The sequence below is a fragment of the Streptomyces scabiei 87.22 genome, assembly GCF_000091305.1.
GTDB classification, from domain to species: Bacteria; Actinomycetota; Actinomycetes; order Streptomycetales; family Streptomycetaceae; genus Streptomyces; species Streptomyces scabiei.
The window spans coordinates 1947179-1963765 of the sequence record NC_013929.1 but is presented as its reverse complement, the minus strand read 5'-3'; the positions used below and the strand labels follow the sequence as shown (position 1 = coordinate 1963765).

Genomic DNA, 16587 nt, shown 5'->3' with positions numbered 1-16587 from the left:
CGTGCTTTTCGGGCCCGCAGGGCCTGGGCTTTCAGGGGCGCGGGGAACTGCGCGAGAAGCCCCACCGGACCCGCACCCGAAGACGCACCCGAGGACGCCCCCTCCGCTCAGCCCGCGTCCCGCAGCCGCGGCAGCACCTTCGTGCGGTAGAAGTCGAAGAAGCCCCGCTGGTCCGGGCCGATCTGGCTGACGTAGACGCGGTCGAAACCGGCGTCGGCGAACGCCCGCAGTTCGGCGACGTGTTCGTCCACGTCGTCGCCGCAGACCGTGTTCTCGCCCACCATCTGCTCGGTGACCATCGGCTCCAGCTGTTCGAAGTGGCTCGGGGTGGGCAGGATCTGGGCCATCTCACCCGGCAGGAGCTGGCTCGACCAGAGCCCGCGGACGCGGCGGACGGCCGCGTCCCGGTCCGTGCCCCAGCACACCTTCGTCCCGCCGCTGACGAGGTTCGCACCCCCGCCGCCCTTGCGGTACTGCGTGACCAGCTCCTCGTCGGGGCCCATGGTGATGAAGCCGTCGCCGACCCGGGCGGCGAGCGCGGTGGCCTTGGGGCCGAAGCCGGAGATGTCGATCGGCACGGGCTGGTCGGGGAGCGTGTAGAGGCGGGCGTTCTCCACCGTGAAGTGGGGGCCGCGATGGGTGACCTCCTCGCCGGTGAACAGCCGCCGCATCACCTGCACCGACTCCTCCAGCATCTCCAGGCGGACGTCCGCCGGAGGCCAACGGGTGCCCAGCACATGCTCGTTGAGCGCCTCGCCCGAGCCGATGCCGAGACGGAAGCGGCCCCCGGTCATCACCGCGCAGGTCGCCGCCGCCTGCGCGACGATCGCCGGGTGGATCCGCACGGTCGGGCAGGTCACCGCCGTCTCGACGGGCAGTGACACGGCCTCGGACAGCGCGCCGATCACGGACCAGACGAACGGGCTCTGGCCCTGGGCGTCGTTCCACGGATGGAAGTGGTCCGAGATCCACAGACAGTCGAATCCGGCCTGTTCGGCCATCCTCGCCTGCTCGATCAGCTCCGTGGGACCGAACTCCTCGGTCGCCAGGAAGTATCCGTACTCGGGCATGGGGGGGCACCTCCGCGACATGTGCGGTCGGGACGGGGTCGGTTCGGCGTCCGGGTACCCGGGGGCCGGGGCGGAAACCAACCGGACGGGCCGGGCCCGTCCGGTTTGGGCGCCCTGCCCAGGGGGACGCGGAAGGTCCGTACGTCACACGATCCGTACGCCACAGGATCCGTACGCCGAAGACCAGTACGCCGCAGATCCGTACGCCACAGGACCCGACCCGTACGCCTCAAGGACTCCGAGGACCCCGTATGCGCGACCCCGCCGGAGGCGAACCCGTGAGCCGACTCCGCATCCTGATCGTCGGCGCCGGCTTCGCCGGATACCGGACCGCCCGCACCCTCGCGCGGCTGACCCGGAACAAGGCCGACATCACCCTGCTCAACCCGACCGACTACTTCCTGTATCTGCCCCTGCTGCCGCAGGTCGCCGCCGGTGTCCTGGAGCCACGCCGGGTGACCGTCTCCCTCACCGGCACCCTGCGCCATGTGCGCCTGGTGCTCGGGGAGGCCGGGGACATCGACCTCGACGCGCGCACCGTGCGGTACACGGACCCCGAGGGCGGGACCGGCACGCTGACCTACGACCGGCTGGTCCTCGCGGCCGGCAGCGTGAACAAGCTGCTGCCGATCCCGGGTGTCGCCGAGCACGCCCACGGCTTCCGGGGACTGCCCGAGGCGCTGTACCTCCGGGACCACGTGACCCGGCAGGTGGAGCTGGCGGCCGGCAGCGAGGACCCCGAGAGCTGCCGCGCGCGCTGCACCTTCGTGGTGGTCGGCGCCGGGTACACCGGCACCGAGGTGGCCGCCCAGGGCCAGATGTTCACCGACGCACTGGCCCGGCAGCAGCCGCTGCGCGGAGGCGTCCGGCCGCGCTGGGTGCTGGTCGACATCGCGAAACGGGTGCTGCCCGAGATGGACGAGAAGCTGTCGCGGACCGCCGACGAGGTGCTGCGGCAGCGGGGAGTCGACGTGCGCACCGAGACCTCCGTGAAGGAGGCGACCGAGGACGGAGTGCTCCTGAGCGACGGGGAGTTCGTCGACACGCGCACGCTGGTGTGGTGCGTGGGCGTGCGGCCCGATCCGCTCGCCGAGTCGCTCGGGCTGCCGATGGAGCGCGGCCGGCTGCTGGTGGAACCCACGCTGCAGGTGCCCGGCAGGCCCGAGGTGTTCGCCTGCGGCGACGCGGCCGCCGTGCCCGATCTGACCAAGCCGGGCCAGTACACGCCGATGACCGCCCAGCACGCCTGGCGGCAGGGCAGGGTGGCCGCGCTCAATGTCGCCGCCTCCCTCGGCCGGGGCGAGCCGAGGCCCTACCGCCACAGCGACCTCGGCTTCGTCGTCGACCTCGGCGGCGTCAAGGCCGCCGCCAACCCCCTGGGCGTACCGCTGTCCGGCGTGGCCGCCGGCGCCGTCACCCGGGGCTACCACCTCGCCGCGATGCCCGGCAACCGCGTCCGGGTCGCGGCCGACTGGCTGCTCGACGCCGTACTGCCCCGCCAGGGAGTCCAGTTGGGCCTCGTACGGTCCTGGTCGGTCCCCCTGGACACCGCGTCGCCGGAGCTGGCGAGGATGCCGGCAGGAGCGCCGGGCGCGGAACCGGACCGTGAGCGGAGCGGGCCCCGAGACGCCGAACCTTCGGAAGGAGCGTCATGAACAGCCGTCGACTGAGCGAGCTGGCACAGCAGTTGAGGGTGGACAGCGTGCGCGCGTCCGGCGCGGCCGGATCCGGGCACCCGACGTCGTCGATGTCGGCCGCCGACCTGATGGCGGTGCTGCTCGCCAAGCATCTGCGGTACGACTTCGAACGCCCGCAGCACCCCGGGAACGACCGTTTCGTGCTCTCGAAGGGGCACGCCTCGCCGCTGCTGTACGCCGCGTACCGGGCGGCCGGCGCGATCAGCGAGACCGAGCTGATGACGTTCCGCAAACTGGGCAGCCGGCTCGAAGGGCATCCCACGCCCCGGCGGCTGCCGTGGGTGGAGACCGCCACCGGCTCGCTGGGCCAGGGCCTGCCCGTCGGCGTCGGCATCGCGCTGGCCGGGAAACGGCTGGACCGTACCGGCTACCGGGTGTGGGTGCTGTGCGGCGACAGCGAACTCGCCGAGGGCTCGGTGTGGGAGGCCGCCGAACACGCCGCGTACGAGCACCTGGACAACCTGACGGCGATCGTCGACGTCAACCGGCTCGGGCAGCGCGGACCCACCCGGCACGGGCACGACCTCGACGCCTACGCCCGCCGCTTCGCGGCCTTCGGCTGGCACACGATCGAGGTCGACGGGCACGACGTGGACGCCGTCGACCGCGCCTACGGCGAGGCCGCGTCCACCGTGGGCCAGCCGACCGTGATCCTCGCCCGCACCCTCAAGGGCAAGGGCGTCGAGGCCGTCCAGGACCGCGAGGGCCTGCACGGCAAGCCGCTCAAGGACGCGGACGAGGCGATCGCGGAACTCGGCGGCGTCACCGACCTGCGCGTCGAGGTCCGGCAGCCGCCCGCCGCCCGCATGCTGCACGCCGTCCGCACCGGGCACCTGGAACTGCCGCGCTTCGAGACCGGCGACGAGGTCGCCAGCCGCGACGCCTTCGGCCAGGCGCTCGCCGCGCTCGGCGACGCGCGCGGTGACATCGTCGCCCTGGACGGGGAGGTCGGCGACTCCACCCGCGCCGAGCTCTTCGCCAAGGAACATCCCGAGCGGTACTTCGAGTGCTACATCGCCGAACAGCAGATGGTGGCCGCGGCGGTCGGGCTCGCGGCGCGCGGCTGGGTGCCGTACGCCTCCACGTTCGCGGCGTTCCTCACCCGGGCGCACGACTTCATCCGCATGGCGTCGGTCAGCGGGTCCGGCCTCAATCTCGTCGGTTCCCACGCGGGGTGCGCCATCGGCCAGGACGGGCCCTCGCAGATGGGGCTGGAGGACCTGGCGATGATGCGCTCGGTGCACGACTCCACGGTGCTGTACCCGTGCGACGCCAATCAGACCGCCCGGCTCGTCGCCGCCATGGCCGGCCTCGAAGGCATCCGCTATCTGCGGACGTCCCGGGGAGCCCTGCCCGTCCTCTACAGCCCCACCGAGGAGTTCCCGGTCGGCGGCAGCAAGGTGCTGCGCGCCTCGGACACCGACCGGCTGACCGTCGTCGCCGCCGGGGTCACCGTCCACGAGGCCCTCAAGGCCGCCGATGCGCTGGACGCCGAGGGCATCCAGGTCCGGGTGATCGACCTCTACTCGGTCAAGCCGGTCGACCGCCGCACCCTGCGCGAGGCCGCCGAACGCACCGGCTGCATCCTCACCGTCGAGGACCACCACGAGGAGGGCGGCCTCGGAGACGCGGTTCTCGACGCCTTCCTCGACGGCCGCCCCGTGCCCCGCCTGGTCCGGCTCGCCGTCCGTACGATGCCGGGCTCGGCCTCCCCCGAGGAGCAACTGCGCGAGGCGGGCATCGACGCGGAGGCGATCGCGGTGGCCGGGCGGCTGCTGGTGGAGTACGCGATCGCGCCCTGAACACCGCGTCGACGGAAGGGAGCCAGGCGATGGCGAACACCCACCGGATGCGGGTCGGCCGCCGGACCGTCGAGATCCACCGGCCGGACAAGGTGCTGTTCCCCGGAAGCGGAGACAGCGACGGCGACGGCAACCGTGGTGACGGCGACGGCGACCGTGGTCACGGCAACCGTGGCGACGGCGGCGGCAAGGAATACACCAAGGCCGATCTCGTCGCCTACCACCGGGCCGTCGCCCCCTTCATGCTGCCGCACCTGCGCGGGCGCCCGCTGATGCTGGAACGGCACCCCGACGGCATCGACGGACCCATGTTCATGCAGAAGAACACCCCCGGGCACTACCCGGACTGGATCGAGCGCGTCGAGGTCACCAAGGAGGGCGGCACCGTCGTCCACCCCGTGTGCGAGGACGCGGCCACCCTCGTCTACCTGGCCGACCAGGCCTGCCTCACCCTGCACCGCTGGCTCTCCCGCACCGGCGACGTCCACCGGCCCGATCGGCTGGTCGTCGACCTCGACCCGGCGGTCGACGACTTCGCCACGGTCCGGGACGCCGCGGTCCTCGTACGGGAGCTGTTGGACGAGCTGAGGCTGCCGTCGGTGCCGATGACCACCGGTTCCAGGGGGGTCCACGTCGTCGTGCCGCTGAACGGCCGCGCGGACTTCGACGAGGTCCGCGCCTTCGCCGGGGAGATCGCCGGGACCCTGGTCCGCGCCCATCCCGGGCGGCTGACGACCGAGGCCCGCAAGAAGGACCGCGGCGACCGGCTCTACCTCGACATCCAGCGCAACGCCTACGCCCAGACCGCCGTCGCCCCCTACACCGTGCGGGCCCTCCCCGGCGCGCCCGTGGCCGCGCCCCTCACCTGGGAACAGCTCGCCGACCCCGCCGTCGACGCCCGCCGCTGGACCCTCGCGGACGCCCTCGACCAGGCCCGCACCGACCCCTGGGCCGGGGCGATGAGCAGGGGACGGGCGCTGGGGCCGGCCCGGCGGAGGCTCGCGGCGCTGCACGGCTGAGACCGGCGGCGAGGACGCGCGCCGGCCGGGAGAGGTTTGGCCAACGGACGTGGGGCCACTCGGTGTTCGAGGTGGCCATGTCGAACACATCCAACACAGCAAAAACACAGAGTTCACGTAAATCCCGAGAACCCGATGAGCCCGACGAAGCGGAAGCGGAGCGGGAGCCGGCTCAGGATCAGGAGCGGGAACCGGACGGCGCCGGGGAACCGGCGGGCGACCGGCCCAGCCCCATGCAGGTGCTGCGTCATGCGCGGACCCAGCTCGCGGAGCTGACCGGCATGGCGCCCGAGTCCGTGTCGTCGTTCGAGCAGACCGAGAGCGGCTGGACGCTGGAGGTCGAGGTCCTGGAGATAGCCAGGGTCCCCGACACGATGAGCCTGCTCGCGAGCTATCGCGTCGAGCTCGACCCCCGGGGCGAGCTGACCGGCTACCGCCGCGTCCGCCGCTACGAGCGCGGGAGGGCCGATCCGCACCGCCGGTAGGCCGTGGTCCCGCAGAACACATTCCCAGACAAGATCCACAGTCAAGGAGGATCGGCCGGCATGACCGTAGTACCGGCACAGCAGTCCGGCGGCGGAGGCGGCAGCAGCGGCCTGTACGACGTCCTGGAACTCATTCTCGACAGGGGCCTCGTCATCGATGCCTTCATCCGGGTCTCCCTGGTCGGCATCGAGATCCTGAAGATCGACGTCCGGGTCGTCGTCGCCAGCGTCGACACCTATCTGCGCTTCGCCGAGGCGTGCAACCGGCTCGACCTGGAGGCCGGACCGCGCAAGGACCCCGGCCTGCCGGACCTCGTCGGTGAGCTCACCGAGTCCGGCGCGCGCGGCAAGTCCAAGGGCGCGCTGTCCGGCGCCGCCGAGACGATCTCCGACGCGTTCAAGCAGTCCCGCGAGGAGAGCCAGTCCGAGTCGCGCCCGCGGGCCCGGAGGACCACGAGCGCGCGCAAGAAGGAGGAGCAGGAGTGAGCACGTACGTCTACGGCATCACCGCCGGCTCACATCCCGCCCTCCCCGAGGGCATGGGCGGCGTGGGCGAACCCCCGCGCCCGGTGCGCGTCCTCAAGGAGGGCGACCTCGCGGCGATCGTCAGCGAGGCCCCCGAGGGACTGCGCCCCAAGCGCAAGGACCTGCTCGCCCACCAGAACGTCCTGAGCGAGGCGGGTGCGGGCGGCTCTCTGCTGCCCATGCGGTTCGGCAGTGTCGCACCGGACGACGCGTCCGTCACCGCGGTCCTCGCCGAACGTGCGAAGCACTACCGGGAACGGCTCGGCGCTCTCGACGGCAAGGTCGAGTACAACGTGAAGGCCAGCCACGACGAAGAGGCCGTGCTGCACCGCGTGATGGGCGAGAACCCCGAGCTGCGCGCCATGACCGAGGCCAACCGGCAGGCGGGCGGCGGAAGTTACGAGGACCGGCTGCGGCTCGGCGAGATGGTCGTGGCCGCGGTGCAGGCCCGCGAGGCCGAGGACGCGGCGCAGCTGCGGCAGGCGCTGGAGTCGGCCGCGGACGACGTCAGCGCGGGGCCGGAATCCACCGGCTGGCTGGCCAACCTGTCGTTCCTCGTGGCCCGGGACGCGGCCGCGGGGTTCGTGGACGCCGTGGAGGAGGTCCGCAAGAGCCATCCGCACCTGGAGGTGCGCGTGAACGGGCCGCTGCCGCCGTACAGCTTCGTCGAACCGGGGCCCGCGCAGCCCGCCGGGACCGCGCACTGACGACGCGTTCCGCACAGGTCCACGGCGCGCCGAGCGCGGCGTTCCCCGGCTGAGGAGGCGAGTACATGGGACTGATCACCGAGGTGCTGCTGCTGCCGTTCGCCCCGGTACGCGGCAGCCTCTGGACGGTGCGACAGGTGCTCACCGAGGCCGAGCGCCAGTACTACGACCCGGCGGCCGTCCGAGCCGAACTCGCCCGCCTGGAGCAGCGGCTGGAGGCGGGCGAGATCGGCGAGGAGGAGTTCGACCGGCTGGAGGACGAACTGCTGGACCGGCTGGAGATCAGCGCACAGAGAAGCACAGGAACCGGCAACGGGACGACACAATGAATCGAATCGGGCTTGGCCTCGCCGTAGGGGCCGGATACGTCCTCGGACGTACGAAGAAGATGAAACTCGCGTTCGCGGTCGGCACGATGGTGGCCGGCAAGCGGATGCAGCTGAGCCCGCGGGCGCTCGCGGACCTGGTGTCCCAGCAACTGCTGAACAACCCGCAGTTCAAGGAGATCGGGGACCAGCTCCGCGGCGACCTGCGCGGGGTCGGCAAGGCGGCCACCGGGGCACTGGTCGAGCGGCAGATCGAAGGGCTCGCCGACCGGCTGCACGGACGCACCTCGCAGGTGCGCGACCAGCTCGCCGGTGTGGCGCCGGATCTGCCGGGACGCGGCGGGAAGGACCGCGACGACGACGAGTACGAGGACGAGGGCGAGCCGGATGCGTCCTCCGACGCAACGGACGACGCCCGGGACGAGGACGAGGAGCCCGAGGAGAAGCCCGCACGCAGGCGCCCGGCGAAGAAGTCGCAGTCCCGGGCCGAGGGGAAGCCGGCCGCGAAGAAGTCGGCCCCCGCGAAGAAGACCGCCGCTTCGGCGCGGAAGACCGCGAGCAAGGGGACGGCGGCGAAGAAGACGGCGCCCGGCAGGGCTCCGGCGAAGAAGACCGCGCGCAAGGCCACCGGCACGCGGTCCACGAGGGGAGGCGGCGACGATGACTGAGACCCTCGGCGCATCGAACGGACGTGCGACGGATCGTGCGAAGGACACGGCGGCGGGCAATCCGCTCGGCGACGTGATCCACGGTGAGGCGGTCGACCGCCTCAAGGAGGAGGCCCGGGAGTACCTGGCCGCCCAGGTCCAGCGGATGCTGGTCGGCGCCGGGCGCAAGCTCGGCGAGACCACGGGCAAGCTCAACGACATCGCGGAGGGCAACAGCCCCGGCTTCGCCCAGCTCGCCCTTGACGGCGGACGCAAGCTCGCCGAGGGCAAGGGGCCCCTGCGTACCGCACTGGAGGTGGGCGCGGGCCGCGCCAAGGACAACGTGCTCGGCGCGCTCAAGAACCTCGGCGGCTCGGGCAAGCGCAAGGGCGGCTCGGGCAACAAGCCCACGGTGATCATCGAGGCCGTCGACGTCGGGGTGCCGGTGCGCGCCGCCTACGACCAGTGGACCCAGTTCCAGAGCTTCAGCACCTTCGCCAAGGGCGTCAAGAGCGCCAACCAGGCCGACGACACGCATTCCGACTGGCAGATGAAGATCTTCTGGTCCAGCCGGAGCTGGAAGGCCCACACCACCGAACAGGTGCCCGACCAGCGGATCACCTGGACGTCGGAGGGTGCCAAGGGCACCACCAAGGGCGCCGTCACCTTCCACGCCCTCGGGGACAGCCTCACCCGGGTCCTGCTGGTCCTGGAGTACTACCCGAAGGGGCTGTTCGAGAAGACCGGCAACATCTGGCGCGCCCAGGGCCGCCGGGCCCGGCTCGACCTCAAGAACTTCGCCCGCTTCATCACCCTCAGGGGCGAGGCCGAGGACGGCTGGCGCGGCGAGATCCGCGACGGCGAGGTCGTCGTCAGCCACGAGGACGCCCTCGCGGAGGAGGAGCGGGACGAGCAGGAGGGCCAGGACGGGGAGCCGGAGGACGAGGCGGCGCAGGACGACGAACCCGAGGCCGAGTACGCCGACGACGAGCCGGAGGACGACGAGGACGAGCCCCGCGACTACGACGAGGCGGAAGAGACCGACGAGCCGGCGGAGACGGACGAGGGCGACGAGACCGCGGAGTACGACGAGGAGGACGAGCCGGAGGACGCCGAGGAGGTCCCCGAGGACGAGTACGAGGACGTCCCCGAGGCCGAGGGCGACGCCGGGGAGGACATCGAGGAGGAACCGTACGAGGATGAGGACGAGGAACCGGCCGCCGCGGGCAGGGGCCGTCGATGACCTTCCCCAGCCGGGTTCCCGAGCCGTACGGCCAGAGCGGCGGGAGTGCCAATCTGGCCGACATCCTGGAGCGTGTACTCGACAAAGGTCTGGTGATCGCGGGTGACATCCGGATCAACCTGCTCGACATCGAACTGCTCACCATCAAGCTGCGCCTGATCGTCGCCTCCGTGGACAAGGCCAAGGAGATGGGGATCGACTGGTGGGAGACCGACCCGGCGCTGTCGTCCCACGCCCGCCGCGACGAGCTCTCCCGGGAGAACGCCGAGCTGCGTGCCCGGCTCGCGGAGCTGGACGAGGGCGGGTACCGGCGGGAGCCGGAGCCGGCCGTCGAGAGCGGCCGCGCCAGAGAGGAGCCCACATGACCGGACTGCGTTACGTGTACGCCGTCTGCCGCCCCTTCGACGCGGCGCTCCAGTCCCAGCTCACCGGGGTCGCGGGGGCGCCGCCCCGGCAACTGCGCCACCACGACCTGATCGCCGTCGTCAGCGAGGTGCCCGAGAGCGACTTCGCGGAGCAGCCGCTGCGCGCCCATCTGGAGGACCTGGACTGGCTGACCGCGACCGCCCGTGCCCACCAGAGCGTGATCGACGCCCTCACCGTGGTCACCACGCCCCTGCCGCTGCGCCTCGGCACCGTCTTCCGCGACGACAGCGGGGTCCGGGTGATGCTGGAGGCCCGCGAGGAGGGTTTCCGGCGCACCCTGGACCGGCTGGCAGGCCGCGTGGAGTGGGGCGTCAAGGTGTACGCGGAGTCCGAGGAGCGTGAGCGGCCCCAGCAGCCCGCGAAGGTCTCCAGCGGGCGCGACTACCTGCGGCAGCGGCGGAGCAGCCACCGGGCCCACGAGGAGATGTGGGAGACCGCCGACCGGTTCGCGCGCACGCTGCACGGCACCCTCGCGGAGTTCGCCGAGGACACCCGGCTGCACGCCCCGCAGAACTCCGCGCTCTCCGGCGCCCCGGGACGCAATGTGCTGAACGCGGCCTACCTGGTGCCGCGCGCCCATTCCGAGGAGTTCGTGGAACTGGTGGACCGCACCAAGGGCGAGGAACCGGGGCTGCGGGTGGAACTCACCGGCCCGTGGGCGGCCTACTCCTTCAGCGGAGAGGGCGACACCGGCCAGGAGGAAGGGGAGGGCGGCCCGTGACCGTGATCGAACGCCGTGAGGTGGCCCTGGTGGACCTCCTCGACCGGCTGCTCGCGGGCGGGGTCGTGATCACCGGCGACCTCACCCTGCGTATCGCGGACGTCGATCTCGTCCGCATCGACCTGAACGCGCTGATCAGCTCCGTGAACGAACAGGTTCCCGCACCCTGGGGAGGCATCGAGTGACCAGCCGCAACCGCGTCGAACTGGAGCCCGACACGGTGGAGAGGGACCTGGTGAAGCTGGTCCTGACCGTCGTCGAGCTGCTCCGTCAGCTCATGGAGCGGCAGGCGCTGCGCCGGTTCGACACCGGGGAGCTGTCGGAGGACCAGGAGGAGCGCATCGGGCTCACCCTGATGCTGCTCGACGACCGGATGACCGAGCTGCGCGAGCGCTACGGCCTGCGGCCCGAGGACCTCAATCTGGACCTCGGGCCGCTGGGACCGCTGCTGCCGCGTGAGTGAACGCACCGTCACCGGCGGGTTCACCACTTGTACCAGCGTCCCCTTCCTCCGGAGGCGGACGTGCCGCGCACCAGGAAGCCGAGGAGCCACAGCACCAGGACGACCAGTGCCACGTACCAGAGAACTTCGACCGCGAATCCGGCGCCGAAGAGAATCAGCACCAGGAGCAGGACCAGCAGGATGGGAACCATGACGCGAACCTCCTGCTGGTCCGGGTTTCCGTGATGTGACGTTTCAGGCCGGTTTGCGGCAGAGAATTTCTCCGTGCAATACGGCGAACCAGCCGTCCTCCTGCCGCCCCCACTCCCGCCAGGCGGCCTCGATCTCCCGGAGCCGCTCCACTGTGGCGTGACCGCCCTGCGTCGCCCGTTCGGCGTACGCGGAGGCGACCGTCCGGTCCGCCCACAGCCCGCTCCACCAGGCCCGTTCCTCCGCCGTCGCGTAGGTCCAGGTGGCGGAGCCGGCCGTGATGTCGGTGAGCCCGGCGTGCAGCGCCCAGGACTTCAGCCGGCGTCCCGCGTCGGGCTCACCGCCGTTGGCGCGGGCCACCCGGCGGTACAGCTCCAGCCAGTCGTCCATGCCCGGGGACCGCGGGAACCAGGTCATCGCCGCGTAGTCGGAGTCACGGACGGCGATCAGGCCGCCCGGCCTGGTCACCCGGAGCATCTCGCGCAGCGCCTGCACCGGATCGCCGACGTGCTGGAGCACCTGGTGGGCGTGCACCACGCAGAAGGTGTCGTCAGGGAAGTCCAGGGCGTGGACGTCCGCGACCGCGAAGTCCACGTTGTCCAGGCCGCGTCCGGCGGCCGTGGCGCGGGCCTGCTCCAGGATGCCGGGCGCGTGGTCCACGCCGGTGACGCGACCGTCCGGGACCAGGGCGGCCAGGTCCGCGGTGATGGTGCCCGGGCCGCAGCCGATGTCCAGGATCTTCATGTCGGGCTGCAGCGAACCGAGGAGATAGGCCGCCGAGTTGGCGGCCGTCCGCCAGGTGTGCGAGCGCAGTACCGACTCATGGTGTCCGTGCGTGTAGACGGCGGTCTCCCGTGCCTTCGGCATGGCCGTTCCCCTTCCACGAGGTCCGTGAGGTCCGTGAGTGCGTCCTCGAACCGTACGCGACCATGCCGAATGATGAGATCGCCGTCTTGAATTATGGACACGCCGGGGTGGGCGCCGGGGCGCGCTCAGTGCATCGGCACCGGCCGGTAGACCGTCAGCGCCTCCGGGAGCTTGCGGAGCGTCAGGTCCCCGTGCGCCTCGGCGACTTCGCCGTCGTACGCGAGGAGGGTCCCCGGCGCGATGCCCTCCACCCGCAGCCGTCGTACGCGGACCGCCGCGTGGGCCGGGGTGCGGGTCAGCGGGCCGGCGAGGGCCGCCGCCAGCAGCCGCAGCGCCGGGCGCCGGCCGCCGTGCACGACCCGGACGTCCAGCAGTCCGTCGGCCAGGTCGAAACGCCGGGCCGGGGCGAGGCCGAGCCGGTGGTAGGTGCCGTTGCCCGCGAACAGCAGCCAGATCGGGCGCGGCCTGCCCTCGAAGGTGGCCTGGAGCGGATGGCGGTCGGCCCGCAGGACCCGCAGGGCCGCGATCACCCCCGCCGGCCAGCCGCCGACCGCCTTCTCCCAGCGCTCGCGCTCCCGCACCAGCTCGGGATACACGCCCAGGCTGAACGTGTTGACGAAGTGGCCCTCCGTGTCACCGCTCCTGAAGTGCCCGAGGTCCACCCGGACGGCCTCGCCGTGGCGCACCGCGCGGCCCAGGTCGCGCACGTCCTCCACACCCAGGTCGGACGCGAAGTGGTTGAGCGTGCCGCCCGGGAGCACGGCGAGGGGGAGGCCGTGGCGCAGGGCCACCTCGGCGGCGGCGTTCACCGTGCCGTCACCGCCGCACACGCCGAGCACGCGCGCGTGGGCTGCGGCCTTCTCCAGCTCGGCCCGCACGTCCCGCGGTTCGCACTCCACGGTCTCGGCGCCGGGGAGCACGTCCCGCAGGGCGCGCACCCGGTCCGACGTCCCCGAGGCCCGGTTGGCGACCACGACCAGGCCGTCCCCGTCCGGCAGCGCGGGCGCGTCCACGTACGGGCGGCCGGGCGGCGGGAGCTGGTCGCGGGTCGGCACCAGGCCCCGTACGGCGTAGGCGGCGCCCACGCCCAGCGCGGCGCCCACCAGGACATCGCTCGGGAAGTGCACGCCCGTGTACACGCGCGACAGCGCCACGGCCGTCGCCAGCGGCGCCACCGCCGCGCCCCAGCCGCGGGACTCCAGGGCGACGCCGGCCGCGAAGGCGGCGGCGGAGGCGGAGTGGCCCGAGGGGAAGGACGTGGTGATCGGCTGCCGCTTCAGCTGCCGGGCCGTCGGGACGTTGTCCAGCACCGGGCGGGGGCGCCGTACGGTCCGCTTGCCGAGCGTGTTGATCGTCGCCGAGGCGAGGGCGAGCGAGGCCACGCCCCGGACGGCAGCCCTGCGGGCACGCGGACTGCGGGTCGCCGCGATCGCCGCCGCCGTCGCGAACCACAGCACCCCGTGGTTCGCGGCGCGGCTCAGCTTCGGCAGGAGGGGGTGCGCGCCCGGCCAGTCGCGGGTCGCCACCGCGTCGAACAGGCGGCTGTCCGCGGCGAGGAAACGGTCCCGGAGGATGTGGTGGCCCGGGGGGCGGACGGTGAGGTCGACGTCTGGGGTCATGGTCCACGGGTACCCCATGCGGCCCGGAGCGTGTCGGGCGGGGTCGCGATCGGCGGCGGGGCGGGGGCCGGACGGGGCCCCGCGGCGCCGTGGGAACGGGTGCCCGGGAAATGGATTTGCCCGGTCGTTCGTCCGCCTCGGACAATGCGCCCCATGGGACATCTCGAAGCCGCTCATCTGGAGTACTACCTGCCGGACGGGAGGGCTCTGCTCGGGGACGTGTCCTTTCGGGTGGGGGAGGGGGCCGTCGTCGCCCTCGTCGGGCCCAACGGCGCCGGCAAGACCACCCTGCTGCGGCTGATCTCGGGGGAGCTGAAGCCGCACGGCGGTTCGGTGACCGTGTCCGGAGGGCTCGGGGTGATGCGGCAGTTCGTGGGGTCCGTGCGGGACGAGTCGACCGTGCGGGACCTGCTGGTGTCGGTGGCGCAGCCGAGGATCAGGGAGGCCGCGAAGGCGGTCGACGCCGCCGAGCACGGGATCATGACCGTGGACGACGAGGCGGCCCAGATGCGGTACGCGCAGGCCCTCTCCGACTGGGCCGAGGCGCGCGGCTACGAGGCCGAGACGCTGTGGGACATCTGCACCACGGCCGCGCTCGGAGTGCCGTACGAGAAGGCGCAGTGGCGGCAGGTGCGCACGCTCTCCGGCGGTGAGCAGAAGCGGCTCGTGCTGGAGGCGCTGCTGCGCGGCACCGACCAGGTGCTCCTGCTCGACGAGCCCGACAACTACCTCGACGTGCCCGGCAAGCGCTGGCTGGAGGAACGGCTGAAGGAGACCCGCAAGACCGTCCTGTTCGTGTCGCACGACCGTGAGCTGCTGGCGCGCTCCGCCGAGAAGATCGTGAGCGTGGAACCGGGACCGGCGGGCGCGGACGCCTGGGTGCACGGCGGCGGGTTCGCCACCTATCACGAGGCGCGGTCGCGGCGGTTCGAGCGCTTCGAGGAGCTGCGCAGGCGCTGGGACGAGAAGCACGCCCAGCTGAAGAAGCTGGTCGCCACATTGCGCCAGATCGCGGAGAACAGCCCGGACATGGCCTCGCGCTACCGGGCGGCCCAGACCCGTCTGCGCAAGTACGAGGAGGCCGGGCCGCCCCCGGAGCCGCCGCGCGAGCAGGACATCACGATGCGGCTCAAGGGCGGCCGCACCGGCGTGCGGGCCGTCACCTGCGAGGCCCTTGAGCTGACCGGGCTGATGAAACCCTTCGACCTGGAGGTCTTCTACGGCGAACGGGTCGCCGTCCTCGGCTCCAACGGCTCGGGCAAGTCCCACTTCCTGCGGTTGCTCGCCGGCGGCGACGTGGCCCACACGGGGCGGTGGAAGCTCGGTGCCCGGGTCGTGGCGGGGCACTTCGCGCAGACGCACGCCCATCCGGAGCTGATGGGACGCCCGCTGCTCGACATCCTGTGGAAGGAACACGCCCAGGACCGGGGCGCGGCCATGTCCCGGCTGCGGCGCTACGAGCTGACCGGGCAGGCCGAGCAGTCCTTCGACCGCCTCTCCGGCGGCCAGCAGGCCCGCTTCCAGATCCTGCTCCTGGAGCTGCAGGGTGTCACCGCCCTCCTCCTCGACGAGCCCACCGACAACCTCGACCTGGAGTCGGCGGAGGCCCTGCAGGAGGGTCTGGAGGCTTTCGAGGGCACCGTCCTCGCGGTCACCCACGACCGCTGGTTCGCTCGTTCGTTCGACCGCTATCTGGTCTTCGGCTCCGACGGCCGTGTACGGGAGACCCCGGAGCCCGTGTGGGACGAGCGCCGCGTCGAGCGCGCCCGCTGAGCCCCGGTCCGTGCCCGGGCCCCGGCCCGCGCGGGGGCCCGGGGCCCCGGACCTTCGTACAGTGGAGGGAGGACCACCGAGATCGGGGTACCACCATGACCGGAGTGCACCCGGACCAGCTCGACGACCAGCAGTTGATGAAGGAGCTGGAGTCGATCCACCGCACACGTCACGACACCCTGCTGCACGGGTCGACCGAGGCGCTGCGCACCCACAACGAGCGGATGGCGCTCCTGGAGGGCGAGTACCTGCGACGCCACCCGCGCCGGCCGGTCGTGCGGGGTCGCACCCGCGACGGCGCACGGGATCGAGGACCGGCGGGGCCATGACGCCCGACACGACCGCGCGTGCGCTGCTGGCCCGGCACACGCAGGCGCAGGACCTCTTCGGCGCCCGGGTCCACGCCGTCCGGGACGACCAGTGGGGCGCGGACACGCCCTGCGCCGAGTGGTCGGTCCGCGACCTCGTCAACCACCTCGTCTCCGAGCAACTGTGGGTGCCGTGCCTGGTCCGGGACGGCTGCATGATCGAGGAGGTCGGCGACACGTTCGGGGGAGACCTGCTGGGCACCGACCCGGCGGCCTCCTGGGACACCGCCGCGCACTCCGCGCGGGAGGCGTTCGCCGCGCCCGGCGCGCTCGACCGCACGGTCCACCTGTCGTACGGGGACACCCCGGCGGTCGCCTACTGCGGGCAGATGGTCGCCGATCTCGTCGTGCACGCGTGGGACCTGTCCCGGGCGATCGGGGCGGACGAGCGGCTGCCGGGGGAACTGGTGCGGTTCGCGGTCGACGAGATCGCTCCGTACGCCGGTGACCTGGAGAAGAGTGGGCTGTTCGCGGCACCGGTGGCTCCGCCGGCGCGGGCGGACGCGCAGACCAGGTTGCTGTGTCTGCTCGGGCGGCGGCCTTAGGGGCCGCTCGGTGCGCGGGACGAGGGCCGTTCGGAATTCGGGGCCGACGGGTGCGTCGCGGGGTGCGGGTGCGTCGTGGTTTTGATCGCGCAGTT

Annotated in this window: 20 protein-coding genes; 16 read left to right on the top strand and 4 right to left on the bottom strand. The window is 72.4% G+C overall.

Annotation, left to right across the window (positions count from 1 at the left end; all coding sequences use genetic code 11):
* Positions 1-107 precede the first annotated feature (107 nt).
* Entirely contained in the window at positions 108-1070 is a 963-nt protein-coding gene (locus SCAB_RS08235) for an LLM class F420-dependent oxidoreductase (protein WP_012999599.1), read from the bottom strand.
* Between the two features lie 278 nt (positions 1071-1348).
* Between SCAB_RS08235 and SCAB_RS08230 the strand changes: the two genes are divergently transcribed.
* The 13 genes from SCAB_RS08230 to SCAB_RS08170 all read left to right on the top strand — a co-directional run bounded on the left by SCAB_RS08230 (position 1349) and on the right by SCAB_RS08170 (position 11131).
* A complete protein-coding gene (locus SCAB_RS08230; RefSeq protein WP_012999598.1) occupies positions 1349-2725 on the top strand; it encodes an NAD(P)/FAD-dependent oxidoreductase in 1377 nt (458 codons plus the stop codon).
* Complete coding sequence (locus SCAB_RS08225; protein ID WP_012999597.1) at positions 2722-4569, top strand: transketolase; 1848 nt, start codon at positions 2722-2724, stop codon at positions 4567-4569. Before SCAB_RS08230 ends, SCAB_RS08225 begins: the two co-directional genes overlap by 4 nt.
* Before the next feature lie 29 nt (positions 4570-4598).
* A complete protein-coding gene (ligD, locus tag SCAB_RS08220) occupies positions 4599-5588 on the top strand; it encodes a non-homologous end-joining DNA ligase (protein ID WP_012999596.1) in 990 nt (329 codons plus the stop codon).
* A 77-nt stretch (positions 5589-5665) separates the two neighbouring features.
* The gene (locus SCAB_RS44590; RefSeq protein WP_078580301.1) at positions 5666-6073 is read left to right on the top strand and encodes a gas vesicle protein GvpO; all 408 of its coding nucleotides are present in this window, start codon (positions 5666-5668) and stop codon (positions 6071-6073) included.
* 60 nt (positions 6074-6133) lie between these two features.
* Positions 6134-6559 (top strand): gas vesicle structural protein GvpA, encoded by a 426-nt coding sequence (locus tag SCAB_RS08210; protein WP_012999594.1) that lies wholly within the window; start codon positions 6134-6136, stop codon positions 6557-6559.
* Complete coding sequence (locus SCAB_RS08205; RefSeq protein WP_012999593.1) at positions 6556-7305, top strand: GvpL/GvpF family gas vesicle protein; 750 nt, start codon at positions 6556-6558, stop codon at positions 7303-7305. The genes SCAB_RS08210 and SCAB_RS08205 overlap by 4 nt, the downstream gene beginning before the upstream one ends.
* Before the next feature lie 65 nt (positions 7306-7370).
* Positions 7371-7634: a gas vesicle protein GvpG gene (locus tag SCAB_RS08200; RefSeq protein ID WP_012999592.1), complete on the top strand. Its 264-nt coding sequence runs from the start codon at positions 7371-7373 to the stop codon at positions 7632-7634.
* Positions 7631-8299, top strand: coding sequence for a hypothetical protein (locus SCAB_RS08195; RefSeq protein ID WP_041668963.1), 669 nt, complete (start codon positions 7631-7633; stop codon positions 8297-8299). The genes SCAB_RS08200 and SCAB_RS08195 overlap by 4 nt, the downstream gene beginning before the upstream one ends.
* Positions 8292-9521 carry an SRPBCC family protein gene (locus SCAB_RS08190; protein ID WP_012999590.1) on the top strand — a complete coding sequence of 410 codons (1230 nt, stop codon included), beginning with the start codon at positions 8292-8294 and terminating at the stop codon, positions 9519-9521. Before SCAB_RS08195 ends, SCAB_RS08190 begins: the two co-directional genes overlap by 8 nt.
* Entirely contained in the window at positions 9518-9886 is a 369-nt protein-coding gene (locus tag SCAB_RS08185; RefSeq protein ID WP_012999589.1) for a gas vesicle protein, read from the top strand. The genes SCAB_RS08190 and SCAB_RS08185 overlap by 4 nt, the downstream gene beginning before the upstream one ends.
* A complete protein-coding gene (locus SCAB_RS08180; RefSeq protein ID WP_012999588.1) occupies positions 9883-10668 on the top strand; it encodes a GvpL/GvpF family gas vesicle protein in 786 nt (261 codons plus the stop codon). The genes SCAB_RS08185 and SCAB_RS08180 overlap by 4 nt, the downstream gene beginning before the upstream one ends.
* A complete protein-coding gene (locus SCAB_RS08175; protein ID WP_012999587.1) occupies positions 10665-10853 on the top strand; it encodes a gas vesicle protein in 189 nt (62 codons plus the stop codon). Before SCAB_RS08180 ends, SCAB_RS08175 begins: the two co-directional genes overlap by 4 nt.
* The gene (locus tag SCAB_RS08170; RefSeq protein ID WP_012999586.1) at positions 10850-11131 is read left to right on the top strand and encodes a gas vesicle protein K; all 282 of its coding nucleotides are present in this window, start codon (positions 10850-10852) and stop codon (positions 11129-11131) included. The genes SCAB_RS08175 and SCAB_RS08170 overlap by 4 nt, the downstream gene beginning before the upstream one ends.
* A gap of 20 nt (positions 11132-11151) precedes the next feature.
* On the opposite strand, the gene SCAB_RS08165 is transcribed toward SCAB_RS08170, so the two are convergent.
* The 3 genes from SCAB_RS08165 to SCAB_RS08155 form a co-directional block, all read right to left on the bottom strand.
* Complete coding sequence (locus SCAB_RS08165) at positions 11152-11322, bottom strand: hypothetical protein (protein WP_012999585.1); 171 nt, start codon at positions 11320-11322, stop codon at positions 11152-11154.
* A gap of 43 nt (positions 11323-11365) precedes the next feature.
* A complete protein-coding gene (locus tag SCAB_RS08160) occupies positions 11366-12187 on the bottom strand; it encodes a class I SAM-dependent methyltransferase (protein WP_012999584.1) in 822 nt (273 codons plus the stop codon).
* 125 nt (positions 12188-12312) lie between these two features.
* Positions 12313-13806: a bifunctional phosphatase PAP2/diacylglycerol kinase family protein gene (locus SCAB_RS08155; protein WP_041670437.1), complete on the bottom strand. Its 1494-nt coding sequence runs from the start codon at positions 13804-13806 to the stop codon at positions 12313-12315.
* Positions 13807-13959: 153 nt separating this feature from the next.
* On the opposite strand from SCAB_RS08155, the gene SCAB_RS08150 reads away from it, so the two are divergent.
* The 3 genes from SCAB_RS08150 to SCAB_RS08140 all read left to right on the top strand — a co-directional run bounded on the left by SCAB_RS08150 (position 13960) and on the right by SCAB_RS08140 (position 16492).
* Positions 13960-15579 carry an ABC-F family ATP-binding cassette domain-containing protein gene (locus tag SCAB_RS08150; protein ID WP_012999582.1) on the top strand — a complete coding sequence of 540 codons (1620 nt, stop codon included), beginning with the start codon at positions 13960-13962 and terminating at the stop codon, positions 15577-15579.
* A gap of 95 nt (positions 15580-15674) precedes the next feature.
* The gene (locus tag SCAB_RS08145; protein ID WP_012999581.1) at positions 15675-15908 is read left to right on the top strand and encodes a DUF6158 family protein; all 234 of its coding nucleotides are present in this window, start codon (positions 15675-15677) and stop codon (positions 15906-15908) included.
* Entirely contained in the window at positions 15905-16492 is a 588-nt protein-coding gene (locus tag SCAB_RS08140) for a TIGR03086 family metal-binding protein (protein ID WP_012999580.1), read from the top strand. The genes SCAB_RS08145 and SCAB_RS08140 overlap by 4 nt, the downstream gene beginning before the upstream one ends.
* The last annotated feature ends 95 nt before the right edge of the window (positions 16493-16587 follow it).